The following is a 17,078-nucleotide window of genomic DNA, read 5'->3' on the forward strand; positions in this document are numbered from 1 at the left end:
GAAAACTTAAACCTCGATAAATTGATCTTGCGATAGTTTTTTATACGTATCACAAGTGGATAAAAGTTCATTATGCTTTCCTATCGCCTCAATTTGGCCATCATTTAGTACAACAATTTTATTCGCATTTGTAATTGTTGAAAGACGATGCGCGATTACCAAAACAGTTCGGCTTTCCAATAATTTGTCAATTGCCTGCTGAACCAGTCTCTCAGATTCTGTATCAAGAGCAGATGTTGCCTCGTCCAAAATTAAAATTGACGGGTTTTTCAAAATAGCCCTTGCAATAGATATGCGTTGTTTTTGCCCGCCCGAAAGACGTGTTCCTTTTTCACCAATATGCGAATCAAGACCATTTTCCATTTTTTCTATAAACTCCCAGGCATTGGCCACTTTCGCGGCTTCAATAATTTCTGTATCAGTTACATTTTCCATGCCATAGGCAATATTTGTACGAATTGTATCGTTGAATAAAATTGTTTCCTGGGTAACAATACTCATTTGGCCACGCAATGAATGAAGGGTTAAGTCTCGTGAGTCATGTCCATCAACAATAATCTGGCCTTCGGATAACTCGTAAAACCTTGGCAACAAATTTACCAGAGTTGTTTTACCTGAACCGCTATGGCCAACAAAGGCAACCATTTCCCCTTTTTTAACATTTAAAGAAACGTCATTTATAACCAGCGGACTTTCATCATTGTATCGAAATTTTACGCTTTTAAATTCAATTGTGTCTGAGAAGGTTGCTATTTCAATCGCACCAGCTTTGTCATAAACTTCTTCCTTCTCCTCCAAAACCGAAAATATTCTTTCTGCAGCAGCAAAACCTCTTTGCAAAACATTGTTTACACCTGCAAGTTCTTTAATTGGCTGAAACATTGTAAATAAATATACCAGAAAAAGAAGAAAATCTGCAGCGCTTAACCCGCTTTTGGAATAAACCAAATTTCCACCGTACCATAACAGAAAAACAAGCATCAAGACTAAAAGCACTTCGTTGATTGGTGAAGTTGCAAATTTTAACCTGTTTGCCCGAAATTGTTTCTTGAAAAAGTCCAGGTTTGTTTCATAAAATTTTTGCATTTCCCGGGCTTCGCTGGTAAAAGCCTTTACTATTCGAACAGAAGTAATTGCTTCCTGAAAAGTAGCCATTACATTTGCTATTTGCCTAAAAACCCTGCGGCTGCGGCGACGCATTCCCTGACCAATTTTTACAATCACAAATGTACTTACAGGAACAACGATGAATGTAAGCAGTGATAGTTCCCAACTAATTATAAACATCAAAATAATGTTGGTAAAAATTTGAACCGGTGAAAGAATCATTCTGCCAAAGCTGTTTTGAAGAACTGTTTTAAGTGCATTTACATCGTTAAAAACAATAGATGTTAATTCCCCGGAATGCCTTTTATCCAGGAAAGACAATGGCAACTGTAGAATTTTAGCATGCAGTCTGTTTCGAAAATTTACAATGATCTGTAACTCAACATAATTTAGAATAACCCGCTTGAAATAAATGGCAATATTTTTAAAAAAGAATGTAAGGAAAATGACAAGACAAACAGCGAGCAAAGTATCATATTTATTATCCTGGATAATAACACTTCGTATCGCTACTTTCATCGCGTCATAAATTGTATCACTTTTTTTTGCTAAGCCCGGTTCCAGCAGTTCCCTGTTTTCAATAATATCTTCAGAAAAAATTTCATTGATAAAATCGACCATCACCCAAAGGGAAATTGCATTAAACAAAACATAAATAAGTGTAAGTAATATCGCGCCCGATATTGCTTTCCAGTAGGGTTTTATAAATGTGAGTATTTTTAAATATAATTTCATTGTTTCGTCTGATTATTCTTTGAACAATTCTTCGGCTTTTTCCAAATCCTGATGTGTATCAATTTCCCACCAGGTATTTGTTTTCGTTTTTAAGCCATAAAATTTATAGCCGCCATCTACAGCTTCTTTTATAATCTGTTCATAATAAGAATTTACATCTTCGCCATTGATATGAGCTGCCAGCTTTTGTGCAAAAAACTGATTAACAAAATCCTTGCTAATCTTATAAAAATTGATAGTTTTAAATGTATTTGAAAAGTCGAAATCTTTGTCCTGATCTTTATTTAAATACATTCCTTTTACTTCTGATGATTCTGTTAAGCGCACTACTGTTCCATTCATCTCTTGAGTAAATGTATCGATTAACATAACATTTTCCTGACCGGATTTTAAAAAATCTGCTAAAATTGTGTCTTCACAAAAAACGTCTGCTTCAAACAAATAAAATCCATCATCCATATATTTATTGGCAAGATAGAGTGAATAGATGTTATTGGTTTTATCGTAGATTTCATTTTCAATAAAAACAAATTCTACCTGTCCCTTAAAGCCGCTTAAAATATGGGCTTTCAGTTTTTCTGCAAAGTAGCCAATTACCACAACAATCTTTTGCATTTTATTATCAATAAGTTGCCGGATAAGGTTATCAATAATCGCAGTATTGTTTACCTCTGTCATAGGTTTGGGTTGCTCCAGGCTTAATTCTTTTAGCCTGCTTCCTCGCCCTGCCGCTAATATGATGGCTGTGTCAATTATTGACATTTCAAATCCTTCAATTTTCATATTTAATTTTATTTTTTTATAAGTAGCCAAGCTCTTCTAACAAAGATACAGCCCGCTTATTACTCATAAACTCATCAATTCTGTTTTTATGTTCCGGTTTCTGCCAACGTTGAATGGCATCTTTATATAATCCCTGGACAGGTTTATTCCAGTGTTTACTTTTCTTGATATTTGTTTCTTCTTTCCAGGCATCCAGCGACGGAATTTCTTCATTTAGAAAGCTATACACGGTGTTCATTGTTTTTTCAAAATCCTGAATAAAATCTTCATATCGGATATTTAAGACCTGTGGATGGTTTTTTAAACTTAATCCAAGGCTTACATCGTCAATCCATCTGTTTACAGGAACCCAATATTCACCGGGGCTGTGTTTAGGATGTTTTGAAGTAACTACGTCGCGTCCATCGCGAATTACATGTATAAGCTGAACATTTTCACCCATATAATCCAATATTTTATGGAATGACCTTATATGTTTTGGTGTTTTTTCCAACCAGCGCGTAGGGCCGGGAGGAACTTTGGAATACAAAAATTCCCTATACAACCGGTCGATACGAAATGGAACCAGATTATTATCGCCATGAATTTTTGTTTTACCTTGAACCCATTGATCAAATGCATAGCTTTGATTTGGAATGGCAAAAATATTTGGATGGGCACCAAGTACCGACAACAAAATAGTAGTACCGGATCTTGGGCACGCACCAATTATAATAGGTGTCCCGCTAAATTGTTTATCTGCGATTCGCTTTCCAAGTTTTATAACTAAAGGACGAACCAGGCTTCTAATCGGTTTCTTTTTCATTGCCGCTTATCTCAAATAGCCCTTTTTAAATATGCTGTGATACACTATTTGCCATTTCCTGAATAAATTAAAAGGTTTTCCTTTTTTGGGAAAACTATAGTCTTTTTTGATTTCTTCTAATTGTTCAAAAATTGTCTTGCTTATATTGCCATCAAGTTTCGGGTTTATTTCCTGAAGATTTTGCAATCTATTTTGACGCAACTCATCAGGATTTTTTTTGCTTCGATCCAAAGCAGCCTGAAGCTCATTTGGATTTAAAATATTTATTCCTTTGTCTTCCCTTGATTGAGTTTGGAAAGTAACAATTGGCTTGTCAAGTACCATAAATTCATAAATTACGGATGATGTGTCCGAAACCATTACGTCTGAAGCATGAAGATATGGGGTTATCTCTAAATTCTGCAAAACCCTGCCTTTTTCAGGATCGATTCTTTCAAATTCCTTAATAACCTCTTTATCCATAAGCTCATGAAATTTGAAAAGCCAAAACTCATTTTCTTGTATAATACGAGGTATTATATCCAGCAACGATGTGGCCGACTCATGTTGAGTACTAAAAGTTGGGGCATAAAGAATTATTTTTTTATCAGAAGGTAAGTCAAGGTTTTTTCTGATATTTTCAGAATTATAATTGAGGATATAATCAATTTTTGGCCAGCCGGTTTCCAAAATCAAAAAATATGGATTTTTCTTACGGATTGATTCAAAACGTTTGGTTACAAAAGGGCCGGAAGTCAGGTAAATATCAAAAAAATGGCGGATTTTATAATGGGCTTCTTTCTCAACACCAAGGCCGTGAAACAACTGAACCTTTATGCCTGGAATTCTAAAATCAACAAAATTTCCGGGGCATAATACAAAATCCGGATTAAACTTTTTTGCTGAATCAAGTAAGGTGAGCAGTAATTTTTTATCCCATTCCTGTGGAGCATTTTTTAAAACTTTGGCAGAAACATAAAAACAATACTCAATATTTTGCGATTTTAAATATTTTGCAAGAGGTTGAATAATGGGGATTGAGTAAACTTTTGAAATGTAGAATAGGTATTTCATCGGGCTACTTATCCTACAATCTCTTTTATTTTGCTAAACACCTGCTCAACTGGTATTCCCAGCGATTTGTCACTATTATAATCAGCACTCTCATTATAAAAATGATGATACCCTTTAAAAACAGAAGCCGGACTCCAGCGGGTTGGTTTATGTTTGCCAAAAAAGGCAATGGAAGGCGTCTCTGTTGCAACGGACAAATGATTTAGACCGCCATCGTTACAAACCAGTAAACGGCATTCTTTTAAAACTGCAGCAGCCTCATTAAATGTAGTTGGCAAAGCCATAATTGGCTCATTTTCCATAAACGATTTTACGGTTTCAACATCTTCTTTCTCGTTTGGAGCCCAAAGCAATAATACCCTGCAATCGGTTTTTTCAATAATCAAATCAGCAAGTTTTGCATAATTTGCCAAATCCCATTGCTTGCCTTTAACCGGTGTTCCGGGAGAAAAACAAATTAGTTTATCACCAGATAAATTGTTCTCATTAAACCAATTCTTAATTTTTTCTGTGGAGTCTTGTGAAATATGAAAAAATAATTTGTGTTTTTCTTCTTCAATTCCCAAAGGAGCAAGCGTGTCAAATTTCATAGCTGAATAATAACGCAGCTTTTTTCTTTCGGCTTTTAGATTATAGTATGAGCGCCATCGTTGATTAACCAGGCCTAATCGATATTTTGCACCGCTGAGAATTGTTATTTGCGCAGAACCTGTATTTCTGATTTGATCGATAACCAAATCATATTTACGCTTCCTGATATTGCTTATCAGTTTAATTCTTTCCAGAAGATAATCTTTAGTTCCCTTGCCATTTTGAAATATAACCAATTCATCAATGTCCGGATTTTCCAAAAGAGCATTGTGATATGGTTTTCTTACAAGAAAATCAATCTTTGCGGTGGGGAATTTTCTTCGCAAAGCCGGGAGATAGCCTGTGTTTAATAAAACATCGCCAAAAGGCTGATATTGAATTATTAGTATTTTTTGGATTTCTTCTGTATTTATTTTCAATATTGATAAAACCTTCCAAAAATTTTAATCTGGAAGGTTACCTGTATTATTTGATTTTTAAGGGAGGAATTTAAAAAAATCGGAGGAGAATTAAAAAATATTAATGATGTTTTTTAACATGATGTTTTATTTCAGTTGAAGATATTTCGGGTGTGCGCTCCAAATATACTACCTGGCATAGATTGTTTAGCTCATCAAACTTTCCTTTCCAATCCTCGCCCATTACCAAAGTATCAACACTATGCTTTCGGATGTCTTCTGCCTTTTGCTCCCATACATCTTCCCGGATTACTTCATCGACATATCTGATAGCCTCAACAATCATCTTCCTATGTTCAAAAGGATAAACACACTTTTTTCCCTTTACCGCATTAAATTCATCGGAAGAAACTGCAACAATCAGGTAATCGCCTAATTCTTTTGCCCTCTTAAGGATACGCAAATGACCCAGATGAAACAGATCGAACGTACCATATGTTATTACTTTTTTCATTTATTAATCCTGGATTCCCGCAATGGATATCCTTTTCATTTTAAGTTTTTAATTCTTACTTCTTACTTTTATAATCCACATATTCTTTTTCTTCAACCAAATCAGAACCGAATTTTACGTTTATTTCTTTTTTGATATCAGCACGTACATCATTTTCAAAATAAACGCTGCGGGCAAGCTTAATAAATTCATCACCAAATTGTTGATTTGATTCTTCAATACGGATTCTATCTTCAATATCCCAAAGTCGCAAATTCACTTCTTCAAGTCTCAAAAATTCATCCGAGTCTATTGCGATACCACATTCTTCCATTGAGATTTTTAGCAGATCATACTCTTTGCGAATATTTTTTAGCTTAGCTTCATTTTTTACTTTTTTCAATTTTATAGATAGGATCGACACCTTATCAACAAGTTCACCGATCGATATTTCAATTTTCATTTTTTGTCCTTTTTTCTTTTAAAATTTTTATAAAATGCTCAACTCTTAGTTTACAACTTTTGTGTTGCGTAAAATGCCCTTCTTCAAATTGAAATTTATCATTTTCAAAAACCATTCTTCCGGGTTTTCCTTCAATTGTTAATATATCTTCAGAATATTGTCCAAAAAGAGATTGCAACTCATTAACAAGAAATCTTCCATCTTCTGTTTCAAAAATATCAACATCCATTGAATAAAAGCCACCTTTTTCACAGATATCTTTAACCATGAAAAAAAGTTTATCTGGGGCTTTACCAAATTCTTTTTTTAAACTGCCACTCGCAAAATCTCCGGATAACAACTTTTTATGACTAAAATATGAATCATCAATTTTAATAACACGCCATTCCCATTTTATTTTTTCAAATTTTTGAACAATAATAAAATGCTTTTCGCGAGATCCAAGAGAAGTAAACGGGATTATTTTTCCTGTTTTTATTGAAGTATACCCACGAGCCAATTTGGGCTCAAACAATCCAAAAGCTTTGTTTGCAATTTGTTTGGCTTTTCTTTTGGATTTTACAATCCTTACACCTTTTGATGTAGAACCAGTATTACTTTTAATCACAATTGGAAAATCATTATACTCTTCAATAAAATTTTTAAAATCTCTTTTTCTGTAAAAAATAAATGTATCCGGTTTTGGAAAATCAAACAAATCCAACCAATACGATGTTACTCTCTTATTCTCATATATCAAAAGTTCATTATAGCTTGGATAAATTGGCCTATTCAATATCTTATTTATTATATAAAGCCTTTCATCAAACATTGTATTTCTTTCATGAAACTTTGATGGCGGGCGGCATAAAAAACCATCACAGGTAGATTTTTTTATTTGTTCCAACCAGTCAGGTCCAATTATATCAATTACTTCATACTCAATCCCAAGCTCTTCACACGACCTGATATAGTATTTTTGATATTTATCGAAACTGGTTAATATTCCTAATTTCATCTGTTTGAACTTTATTTAAAGATACTTTTTAATAATATTTGCTGCTCGTTCCCCTGCCTTACCATCCAAATCATCAAACATTATTTTATTATATTTTTTTCTTTGAGCAGATAATTGATCTGGATTTTTCACAGATTCTTTTAAAGCAATTTGAAGTTGATCAAAAGTATCTACCCGAATGGACATATTGTCCAGCATATCCTTTATTTCCTGGCTAGTCCGCTTTTTATCCGGAACCCTAAAGGTAATAATGGGTTTATCTAACGCGCAAAACTCAGCGATTATCGAACTCATATCTGCAATCATTACATCCGCTAAAACCAGATACGGTAAAATATCTTTATCCTCAATAAAGAAAACACCTTCAGTTTGTTTAATAATTTGCTTATATGAATCTTCTGTCCAATGATGCACAGTTACCATCACATTATAATCTTTTGTCAATTCTTTTAAATTATTGATCCAAATGTCAATAGCTGACATTCCCGATTTATTCCACGTTGCTGTAAAAATTATGACTGGCTTTTCGTCATCAAGATTAATTCTTCTTTTGATTTGATTATAAATTTCTTCACTTATTGTATTATTAAAAGCGGGATCTATTTTAGGAAATCCAACACCAATAGTATTGGTAATCCCTTTCTCCAAGGCAAGCTCTACCTCTTTTTGCGATGTTACAAGATACACATCAAATGCGTGGTATCTTGCAGCAGAAACAAAATCTTTGAAATGATAAGCTCCATGCCTCAAGCCTATTTTCTTCATCCGTGGTTCTGGGTATTTTCGGGCAGTATGTCGTGGCATAACTAAAACATCAGGGAATGTTGGGTAAAGTTTGCACTTTATTCCAAAACTGTTTAACTCTTTTTTAACCTTCTTATTCTTCGCTACTATTTCAGCATCTGGAAAATATTTTATTATACTTTCCATTACAACATAATCCACCTGTCCACCACAATAGAATTGAAGTATTTTACTCTTCCTGAATAAATGAATAAATGACCAGGCAGTTCGATATGGAAGATAGATAAGATATTGGGATAAATTCAAAATGTGCCCTGAACCAAAATACAATTTTTAATTAACAAAGAAACCGGTTATAAATTTCATTTTTTTTAGATATATCTATGCTGCATTTAAAAAACTTTTAATATACCCATATTAAAAATTATTTTCAATTTGAAATAACTATATTAGGAATCAGCTATTTTGAGAAATACGACCATCTACTACGATTACAATCTCCAACTAATTCAATCCCGGCAATAAATTTACATTCAAAAAAAATAGTATATTTTTATGATCGGTTGATGAGCAGATAATATTTCCAGATTTGATGTTGGATAGTTTATTTTAAAATTGGTAAACTTAACGAAAACAAATTTCAAATAATTGAAAGAATAATGAAAATAAATCCTGAGAAACTGTCTGAAACACAGCTTAAAGAAATAAAAAAAATATTGATTATCCAACAAAAACCGTTTGGGGACATTTTATTAAACACTGGATACTTCGCTGAACTACGGCGTCATTTCCCTAAAGCACAAATAGATTATCTTATCCAAAAGCCTTATAAAACAATCCTGGAAGATAATAAGCACCTTAATAACATGGTGTTAATGGACAAACCAAAAGGAAAAGGTGTCAAATACTTTTGGGCGATTATTAAGGCAATCTTAAAAATAAGAAAAGAAAAATATGACCTTGTGATAGACCAATTACGGGGGACCAGTTCAATGCGTTTTGTACTTTTTAGTGGTATAAAATATCGACTGGGATGGCAGTATAAAAAGCCGTTAATACGAATGGGTATAAAATTTAACCGCTGGAATTGGCTGTATAATTTAAAAGCAAAAAAAGGTCCGGTGCGCTACTATTCAAGATGGAAATTTGATTTATTAAGACCATTGGGAATTGAAGAAGTTGAACATAACATTGAATACCATGTTAGGAATGAATCGTTTGAGTATATAAAACAATGGCTGAAAGAAACCGATCTGGATAAAGAAAAAATAATTGGTTTTACGCCGGGTACTCCGGTAAAAAGAAAACAATGGGACCTTGATTACTATGCCAAGTTAGGAGATATGATTACAGAGCAATTAAATTTTAAGATTGTAATTTTGTGGGGCCCGGGAGAAAAGGAAGATGCGGAATATATACAACAAAAAATGAAAAATCAGGCTATTATAGCGTTGCCTACAACCTTTAATGAAGCAGGGGCATTTCTTCATTCAATTAAAGTTTTAATCTGTAACGATGGTGGAATAAACCATCTCGCGGTTTCACAAGAAATCCCTTCGATTGCTATTTTTGGCTCTTCTTCAAATCCTGAAAAATGGTGTGCCTCGCATAAACCAATCCATCTTTATTTAAGAGACTGGAACCATAAAAAAAGTAATGACAACACATTTAATATTTCGCCAGAAATGGTTTTTGAAAAACTAAAAAACTTTTTAGACAGTCCATATTATAAAGGGTGAGACAATAAATTTATAATTAGATGGGTTTTATAAATAAATCAATATTAGCAATTTGCCTGATATTTTATTTAAGTTCATGAAGCTGGCTAAACTTTCTTGCCTGTGTTAAAACTGCGGGTAAAATCCTTTTTATTTCCTGATATATTTCTTTGTAGGTTCCTTTAAAAAATTTCAGATCATGCCCTATTGGATCTGCAATCGAAGGGATAGACAATATTTGAGATTTATTCCATTGTTTCAGTAAAAAAAACTTTTTCTTATGTTGCGGAAACTTTTTAACTAAATATTCATAATGATTTTGTGCCAGGCAAAATACTATTTCTGACTCATGTACAATTTTATCATTTATAGGGTTTGATAAATGCTTCGTTAAATCAATATCCATATCATGACACACATTAATTGCAAAATCGTGTGCTTGTGATTTTTGCAATCGTAGTGTCCCTGCTGATTGCACTTTAATTTGATATTTATATTTGGTTTTACTGACCATTTTTTTCAAAATTGCTTCTGCAATAGGTGATCGGCAAATATTTCCAGAACACACAAAAGTAATTACAAACTTGTTACGTCCGGAAATAATTTTTTCCTCGCCCAAAAGCTCCATTAAATCAAATTCGCTCACATCACCCTGCCGTTTGATGATATATGGTAATTTGGTCATATCAATAACGGATGAACCTTTGGATTCCGGAATTGGGCCTGCATCTAAAATCAAATCCAACTCACCTCCAAATTGGGCAATTACATTCTGAATACTAAAAGAATTACTCATGCCGGAAATATTGGCACTGGTTGAACTGATGGGAGAATCAAAAAGATTTACAAGTGCGCTACTAACCTTATCTGAAGGTATTCTAATTCCAACCTTGTCCAGAAACGTACCCGGTTTTTCAACACTTTCAAAAATCGGTACTTTTTTTTGCAGGTTATTTTTAATAATACAAGTTACACGTCCTGGTAATATTTTTTCCAAATCTTTCTTTATGCTAGATGGTGAGAACCCAAATATCTCTTTGATTTGCTGGATTGAGTTTAACAGAATTGAAACCGGTTTGCGCATATCTCTTTGTTTTACAAGAAAAAGCTTGTTTACCGCTTCACGATTGTAGGCATCGACACCCAAACCATACAATGTATCGGTTGGATAGACAATCAGCCCACCTTTTTCAAGACAATCAACGGCTCTTTTAATTATTACCGGATCAGGATTATTACGATCAATTTTATAATATTGCATTTTTTATTTTATGACTGCAAGAGTTAAGTCTGTTAAGACCTAACACTATTTCCTTATAGCTTAAATTTCAATTCTTACAATTATTTCTTTTACTCAGTTCCATAAATACGGTCACCGGCATCACCAAGTCCGGGAAGAATATAGCCTTTTTCATTTAACTCTCGGTCCAATGCCGCTGTATAAATTGGAATTTCAGGATGTTCTTTGTGAAATGCTGTAATACCCTCCGGCGCTGCTACAAGGCAAACGAAGGTAATTGAATTTCCTCCATGTTTTTTAACTACATCTATAGCCGAAGCAGCACTTCCGCCTGTTGCAAGCATAGGATCAATAACAATTATTTCAGAATCAGCCAAATCGGTTGGGAATTTCAAATAATATTCAACCGGTTGCAAAGTATCTTTATCGCGATACAAACCAACGTGGCCAACCCGGGCTTTAGGAATCAAGCTTAATATTCCATCACACATAGCAAGGCCTGCGCGCAAAATAGGCACTAATGTAACAGGACGCGCCAATACAAACCCTGTAGTTTTTTCTAATGGTGTCTGCAACTCTCTTTCAAGGATTGGTAGATTTCGAGTTACTTCATAAACCATTAATCCGGCAATTTCGTTAAGCATCGTTCGGAAATGAAGATTAATTGTTCGCTCATCCCTTAAATAAAACAGTTTTTGCTGAATTAGCGGATGATTTAAGATGTGTACATTTTTCATATTTCCCCTTTATTAAAATCCGGCTCAAACTCAGAAACAATATTTTCTTTAACAATTTGTACAAGTTTGTTTCTTTGTTCATAATCTGCATTTGTTGTATCTATCGCTGGTAAAAACTTAATCTTTATGCTACCGCTTTTAATTAAATTATTTTTAGAAACAGAATGTTGAGTTCCCATAATTACAGTTGGAATTATTGGGATTCGCCCGTTTAACGCAAGTATAAAAGCACCCTTTTTAAAGTTTTGTATCTGGCCTGATTTACTTCGTGTCCCTTCCGGAAATATCACAACAGAGCAACCATTCTTTATTGTACCGATTGCCTCGTCAAGAGTTTTTCGCGCTTCCTCGCTATTGCCTCGATCAATTTTCAGCATTCCGGAATTGCGCATGCCCATTGAAAAAAGTGGTATCCGAAACAGTTCTTTTTTTGCAATAAAACGGGCTGTTTGCGGAATTGCAAATATTACCCCCGGAATATCCAATGCGCCCAAATGATTTGCAGCAAAAACATACGCTTTATCAGGTTCAATGTTTTCGAGACCTTCAATAATTAGTTTTGAGCCGCTTAACCATAAAAGTGATCTGCCCCATAAACGAATAGCACTTGTGGTTAAATTAGAATGCGGATTAAAAAAACCAAAAAAAGCAGCAGCTAGTGAAGCCAATATGGTCGAAATGAGAATTGCAGGATAGGCCAATATTGAGTGAATAAATTGAATTATCGTTTTCATCCGTTTCCTGATTTAATAATTGAATCTACCTGATCCGGAGACAAAGTTGTTGGTCTGCACATTTGTTTTGCTAAAAATATTATTTGGGCCACATGCTCAACTCTTTCCAGGTGCATATAAGCGTTATTTAAATTATCGGCTACAGTTATAACACCGTGGTTTTCAAGCAAAATACTGTCATGGCTTAAAATTAGTTTTTTAATTGAATCTCCTACTTCAATGCTTCCCGGAGTTGCATATTTTGCTAAAGGGATTTTCTTCAGTGTTAAGATAATTTCAGGTAAAATCGGTTCATCTATAGCAAGGCCACATGTTGCGAATGAAGTTGAATACAAAGGATGGGCATGAACAACGGCTGCAATATCCGGTCGTGTTTTATATGCTTCGAGGTGCATTTTAAATTCAGATGAAATTTCTCCGTTTCCGCGTATCTTATTTCCCGACATATCACATACAAGCAAATCATCTGCGGAAAGATTCCCTTTACAAGCACCTGAAGGTGTAATTATAATAGAGTCTCCAATCCGGGCACTTATATTCCCATCGGTAGCTACAATGTACCTGTTGGAATATAGTTTTTTACCAATCTCAACTATGTGCAGCTTTAGCTGTCTTTCAGTAATTAAATTAGCCAATCTTTTTTATACCACGCATATAGGAATGTAAAACCTCCGGGACCGTGATTGTGCCATCTTCATTTTGGTAATGTTCCAGCAAAGAGACCATCAATCGTGATGTTGCAAGACCTGATCCGTTTAAAGTATGAATAAATTCTGTTTTGCCACCACTGGAAGGTTTAAAGCGAATGTTGGAACGCCGTGCCTGAAATGAATCAAAATTACTGACACTTGATGTTTCAAGCCATTTATTATCTGCCATAGACCATGTTTCGATATCGTAACACTTCCCTGCGGCAAAACTTATATCACCGCTACAAAGTAAAAGAACCCTGTATGGAAGCTTTAGCATTTCTAAAATTTCAGTGGCCTCAACCAGCATTTGTTCATGAAACTGAACCGCATTATCGGGATGAACAAAATTGACCATTTCCACTTTGTTAAATTGGTGTACACGTTGAAAGCCACGTGTATCTTTGCCATAGGAACCTGCCTCCCGGCGAAAACAAGCTGAATAGGCAACATATTTTATGGGGAGTTGATCTTCGTTTAAGGTTTCATTTCTATGAATATTTGTAACTGGCACCTCTGCTGTCGGGATTAAGAAAAGATCATCTTTTTCCGCAAAATACATGTCATCTTCCATTTTAGGTAGTTGGCCCGTACCAAACATGCTATCACGGTTTACAATAAATGGAGTTAATACCTCAGTGTAATTATGTTTTTCGATATGTACATCCAGCATAAAATTTATTAAGGCTCGCTCAAGCATTGCTCCAAGGCCTTTATAAACCGCAAAACCGCTGCCACTTATTTTTCCACCTCTTTTAAAATCCAATATATCATGCATTTCACCTAATTCGATGTGGTCTTTGGGTTCAAAACTTAATTGAGGTTTATTCCCCCATTCTTTAATTGTTTTATTAAAAGATTCGTCCCGGCCAATGGGAGTTGTTTCATGTGGCATATTTGGGATTTTACTTTGCTCTGCGAAAATAAGCTCTTCAAGTTCCTGAAGCTGTTGATCAATTTCTTTAATTTTCAATGAAATTGTTTTGGTATTTGTGATTAATTCAGCGGCATCTTTCTTTTCTCTTTTATATTGAGCAACCAGTGTTGAGTTTTCGTTCCTTTGCCGTTTTAAATTTTCTACCTCAAATATTAAATCCCTGCGTTTTTGATCATTTTTTAATATAGAGTCAATATTGCCATTTTCATTTTTATTCTTAATACCCTCAACAACTTTTTCCGGGTTTTCTCTTAAATATTTTATATCAATCATATTATTGATATTGCTCCGTTTCTATATATAATTTTTTAATTTTAAATTAGGTGAAAATTTACTCTTATAGGCTTTTTAAGGCAAAATAATATAGAAGGGAAAAATTTCCCTCTTGCAAAGCTACCTTAAATTCGTTATCATCAAAAAGTAAAAAAATAATCCACAAATATAAGGAGGAATATTTTATAAAGCATTGTTACTGATTTTCATCTAAATAAACAATTAGGAGGAAGTAATGATGCAGAACCCACTTAAAAAACATCTCACCGATGATGCATTTCAGTTTTTAATCAAAAACAACCTTTTACGCGAAAAAGGAATTCGCGACTACCATATCCGCAAAAGATTTAATGAACTTAAAATAAGCCATCCTACATATATGATTATTGAAATGATCCAGGATGAATATCCATATTTGCAGTATGAAACTATCCGCAAAATTATTTACCAGAAACCTGAAAGCAAACCAATCGATATTACAAACTGCTGTGCAGTCTAATTTTTCTTTTTAAATATTGATCTTAAAAGTAGCTCTACATCGAGAAAAACAGACTGGTTTTTTAAATAGTGCAATTCGTATTTTTCGAAGGTTTGTGAATCAGGTATTTTTTGAGAATTCAATTGTATTAAGCCTGTGAGCCCGGGCTTATATTCAAACTTTGAACTTTGATCCTTTTTAAAACTTATCGGAGCACCAACAAATGAGAGTTGCCCTAACCAGATATTCAGCAAATTAAGTGTAAAGCTAAACAGACCTGATTTTTTAGATGTTGTAAAAACTAAAAAATTCTTCGACCCGGATAAAAGTTTCTTTCTCAAAATGCTTTTTCTCAAAAACAGAAATTGAAAGATCAAAACAGGCGCTAAAAAAATCAGAAAAAATGAAGACACTCCCAAATCAAAAACCCTTTTTACAAAGCGGTTAAAAATCCTTCCGTAAGCGTACTCAATATCAACAAGCGGCATGGAGTCAAATCGCTCAATATTCGACTTTCCTATCATAAATTCCAAATGGCCTGGAACCATTTTAAATTCGACTTGCGTATCCTGCAATGCAGTCATTGTCCTTAAAATAGCCTCATAGGAGATGTTATGTGTGTTAAAAATAATCATATCCAGTTTTTTAATCCGAACATACTCCTGAAGCTGATCCAGTGATGTAACAAATTCAAAGCCAGCTAGTTTTGTTCCAATCTGTTCTCTTGATGTGGCCACCACTCCAAGAATATCCAACCCCGAATCCAGCGTATGATTCAGTTTCTCTAACAGCTTACCGGTTTCAGCATCTTCACCAACAATGAGGGTTTTTTTTCTAACAAATTCCTTACCAAGCGCAGTGGAATATTTTGAAGCATATTTATTAAATAGCACCCGCCAGCCAATCATTAAAATACTGCTGGCAATTGCAGCAATTAAAACCACAAAACGAGAAAAGGCGAACTGTTTAAAGAAAAAAGTAAGGGCGGCAACAAATAAAAATGTAGAGAGCAAAACTTTGAAAACTTTTTCAGGTTTAAACCTGTCTTTTCTGCTTAGATCGAAAAACAGCGCACTAATAAAATATATAACTGAGGTTATCAGGTTGATGATAATATATTCAGAAAAAAAATCTTGTAAGTGAAATGAATGTTTTAGCTCGTATCTTACAAGGAAACTGAAAAACAAAACTACGTTAAGAATGCCCAGATCTAATAAAAAAGGATAATACGTTTTTACAATATTTTTTATGTAAATAACAATTCCACGGAAAATAACCCCAAGAAGAATAAACCATTTAAATGGGTAAATGTATTTTTGCTGGTAGTGCTTTTTATAAAATTGATACAAGGACCGGTTAAATGTTATCACATAATCCAGATTATTCGCTTTGCTGCTTTCTCCTTTGTAGTGTACAATTTGTGTATCCGGAACATAATAAATTTCACCTCCCTGTTGATTGATGCGGTGGCAATAATCAATATCCTCACAATACATAAAAAATGTCTCATCCAACAGACCAGTCTTGTCAACCATTTCCTTTTTAATCATCATAAAGGACCCGGAAATAGCCTCAACAGGATAAGTTTTATTTTCATCAAGATAAGTAAGGTTATAGCGTCCGAAGATTTTGCTTTTGGGAAACAGTTTGTTTAGGCCAAGCAATTTCCAAAAGGCTGTAGATGGAGTTGGAATGCTATGCCGGCAATCAATCGAAAAGGTTCCATCCGGGTTTAAAATTTTGCATGTCGCCGCTGAAGCCTGCGGATTTTCATCAAAAAACTGAAGCAATTTTTGAAAGGTATCTTCCTGAACAACTGTATCAGGATTAAGTAGCACCACAAACTCGCCAACCACTTTACTTAGGGCAAGGTTATTTCCGCCGGAAAAGCCAAGATTTGTTTTACTGGCAATTACATCAATCCCGGGAAAACGTTTTTGCATCATCTGCACAGAGCCATCAATGGAATCATTGTCAACTACAATAATTTCCGATGGAATATTCTTAAGCGCCCTGTTTACAGACTCGAGAGCTTGTTCAAGGAAGTCACGGACATTATAGTTTACAATAATAACTGATATTTTTATTGATTGTTTACTCATT

General features: G+C 34.3%; 17 protein-coding genes. 2 read left to right on the forward strand and 15 right to left on the reverse strand.

Going from position 1 to position 17,078, the window contains the following annotated elements; translation table 11 throughout:
• Window positions 1-6 precede the first annotated feature (6 nt).
• From HND50_03910 to HND50_03950, 9 genes are all read right to left on the reverse strand, one after another.
• On the reverse strand, window positions 7-1,842 hold the full coding sequence (locus HND50_03910; GenBank protein NOG44347.1) for an ABC transporter ATP-binding protein: 1,836 nt from the start codon (window positions 1,840-1,842) through the stop codon (window positions 7-9).
• 12 nt (window positions 1,843-1,854) lie between these two features.
• Complete coding sequence (locus HND50_03915) at window positions 1,855-2,604, reverse strand: phosphocholine cytidylyltransferase family protein (protein NOG44348.1); 750 nt, start codon at window positions 2,602-2,604, stop codon at window positions 1,855-1,857.
• A 37-nt stretch (window positions 2,605-2,641) separates the two neighbouring features.
• Window positions 2,642-3,430, reverse strand: a complete 789-nt coding sequence (locus HND50_03920; GenBank protein ID NOG44349.1) for a sulfotransferase — start codon at window positions 3,428-3,430, stop codon at window positions 2,642-2,644.
• A 6-nt stretch (window positions 3,431-3,436) separates the two neighbouring features.
• Window positions 3,437-4,483 (reverse strand): hypothetical protein, encoded by a 1,047-nt coding sequence (locus HND50_03925; GenBank protein ID NOG44350.1) that lies wholly within the window; start codon window positions 4,481-4,483, stop codon window positions 3,437-3,439.
• 8 nt (window positions 4,484-4,491) lie between these two features.
• Window positions 4,492-5,493, reverse strand: a complete 1,002-nt coding sequence (locus tag HND50_03930; GenBank protein ID NOG44351.1) for a glycosyltransferase family 9 protein — start codon at window positions 5,491-5,493, stop codon at window positions 4,492-4,494.
• A 100-nt stretch (window positions 5,494-5,593) separates the two neighbouring features.
• A complete protein-coding gene (gene tagD, locus HND50_03935; GenBank protein NOG44352.1) occupies window positions 5,594-5,986 on the reverse strand; it encodes a glycerol-3-phosphate cytidylyltransferase in 393 nt (130 codons plus the stop codon).
• 55 nt (window positions 5,987-6,041) lie between these two features.
• Window positions 6,042-6,428: a hypothetical protein gene (locus HND50_03940; protein ID NOG44353.1), complete on the reverse strand. Its 387-nt coding sequence runs from the start codon at window positions 6,426-6,428 to the stop codon at window positions 6,042-6,044.
• Window positions 6,418-7,425 (reverse strand): hypothetical protein, encoded by a 1,008-nt coding sequence (locus HND50_03945; protein ID NOG44354.1) that lies wholly within the window; start codon window positions 7,423-7,425, stop codon window positions 6,418-6,420. Before HND50_03945 ends, HND50_03940 begins: the two co-directional genes overlap by 11 nt.
• Before the next feature lie 15 nt (window positions 7,426-7,440).
• A complete protein-coding gene (locus tag HND50_03950; GenBank protein NOG44355.1) occupies window positions 7,441-8,475 on the reverse strand; it encodes a hypothetical protein in 1,035 nt (344 codons plus the stop codon).
• A 353-nt stretch (window positions 8,476-8,828) separates the two neighbouring features.
• Between HND50_03950 and HND50_03955 the strand changes: the two genes are divergently transcribed.
• Window positions 8,829-9,908 (forward strand): glycosyltransferase family 9 protein, encoded by a 1,080-nt coding sequence (locus HND50_03955; GenBank protein NOG44356.1) that lies wholly within the window; start codon window positions 8,829-8,831, stop codon window positions 9,906-9,908.
• Window positions 9,909-9,972: 64 nt separating this feature from the next.
• On the opposite strand, the gene HND50_03960 is transcribed toward HND50_03955, so the two are convergent.
• The 5 genes from HND50_03960 to serS form a co-directional block, all read right to left on the reverse strand.
• Window positions 9,973-11,148, reverse strand: a complete 1,176-nt coding sequence (locus HND50_03960; GenBank protein NOG44357.1) for a threonylcarbamoyl-AMP synthase — start codon at window positions 11,146-11,148, stop codon at window positions 9,973-9,975.
• A gap of 89 nt (window positions 11,149-11,237) precedes the next feature.
• Entirely contained in the window at window positions 11,238-11,864 is a 627-nt protein-coding gene (gene upp / locus HND50_03965; GenBank protein ID NOG44358.1) for a uracil phosphoribosyltransferase, read from the reverse strand.
• On the reverse strand, window positions 11,861-12,598 hold the full coding sequence (locus HND50_03970; GenBank protein ID NOG44359.1) for a 1-acyl-sn-glycerol-3-phosphate acyltransferase: 738 nt from the start codon (window positions 12,596-12,598) through the stop codon (window positions 11,861-11,863). The genes upp and HND50_03970 overlap by 4 nt, the downstream gene beginning before the upstream one ends.
• Window positions 12,595-13,233 (reverse strand): class II aldolase/adducin family protein, encoded by a 639-nt coding sequence (locus tag HND50_03975; protein ID NOG44360.1) that lies wholly within the window; start codon window positions 13,231-13,233, stop codon window positions 12,595-12,597. Before HND50_03975 ends, HND50_03970 begins: the two co-directional genes overlap by 4 nt.
• Entirely contained in the window at window positions 13,226-14,497 is a 1,272-nt protein-coding gene (gene serS / locus HND50_03980; protein NOG44361.1) for a serine--tRNA ligase, read from the reverse strand. Before serS ends, HND50_03975 begins: the two co-directional genes overlap by 8 nt.
• Window positions 14,498-14,732: 235 nt before the next feature.
• Here serS and HND50_03985 point away from each other — a divergent pair, with 235 nt between their 5' ends.
• Window positions 14,733-14,996: a hypothetical protein gene (locus HND50_03985; GenBank protein ID NOG44362.1), complete on the forward strand. Its 264-nt coding sequence runs from the start codon at window positions 14,733-14,735 to the stop codon at window positions 14,994-14,996.
• Here HND50_03985 and HND50_03990 read toward each other — a convergent pair.
• Window positions 14,993-17,077: a glycosyltransferase gene (locus HND50_03990; GenBank protein ID NOG44363.1), complete on the reverse strand. Its 2,085-nt coding sequence runs from the start codon at window positions 17,075-17,077 to the stop codon at window positions 14,993-14,995. The two genes, HND50_03985 and HND50_03990, sit on opposite strands and share 4 nt — an antisense overlap.
• Between the last annotated feature and the right edge of the window lies 1 nt (window position 17,078).

The organism is Calditrichota bacterium (genome assembly GCA_013112635.1).
Taxonomy (GTDB): Bacteria; Calditrichota; Calditrichia; order Calditrichales; family J004; genus JABFGF01.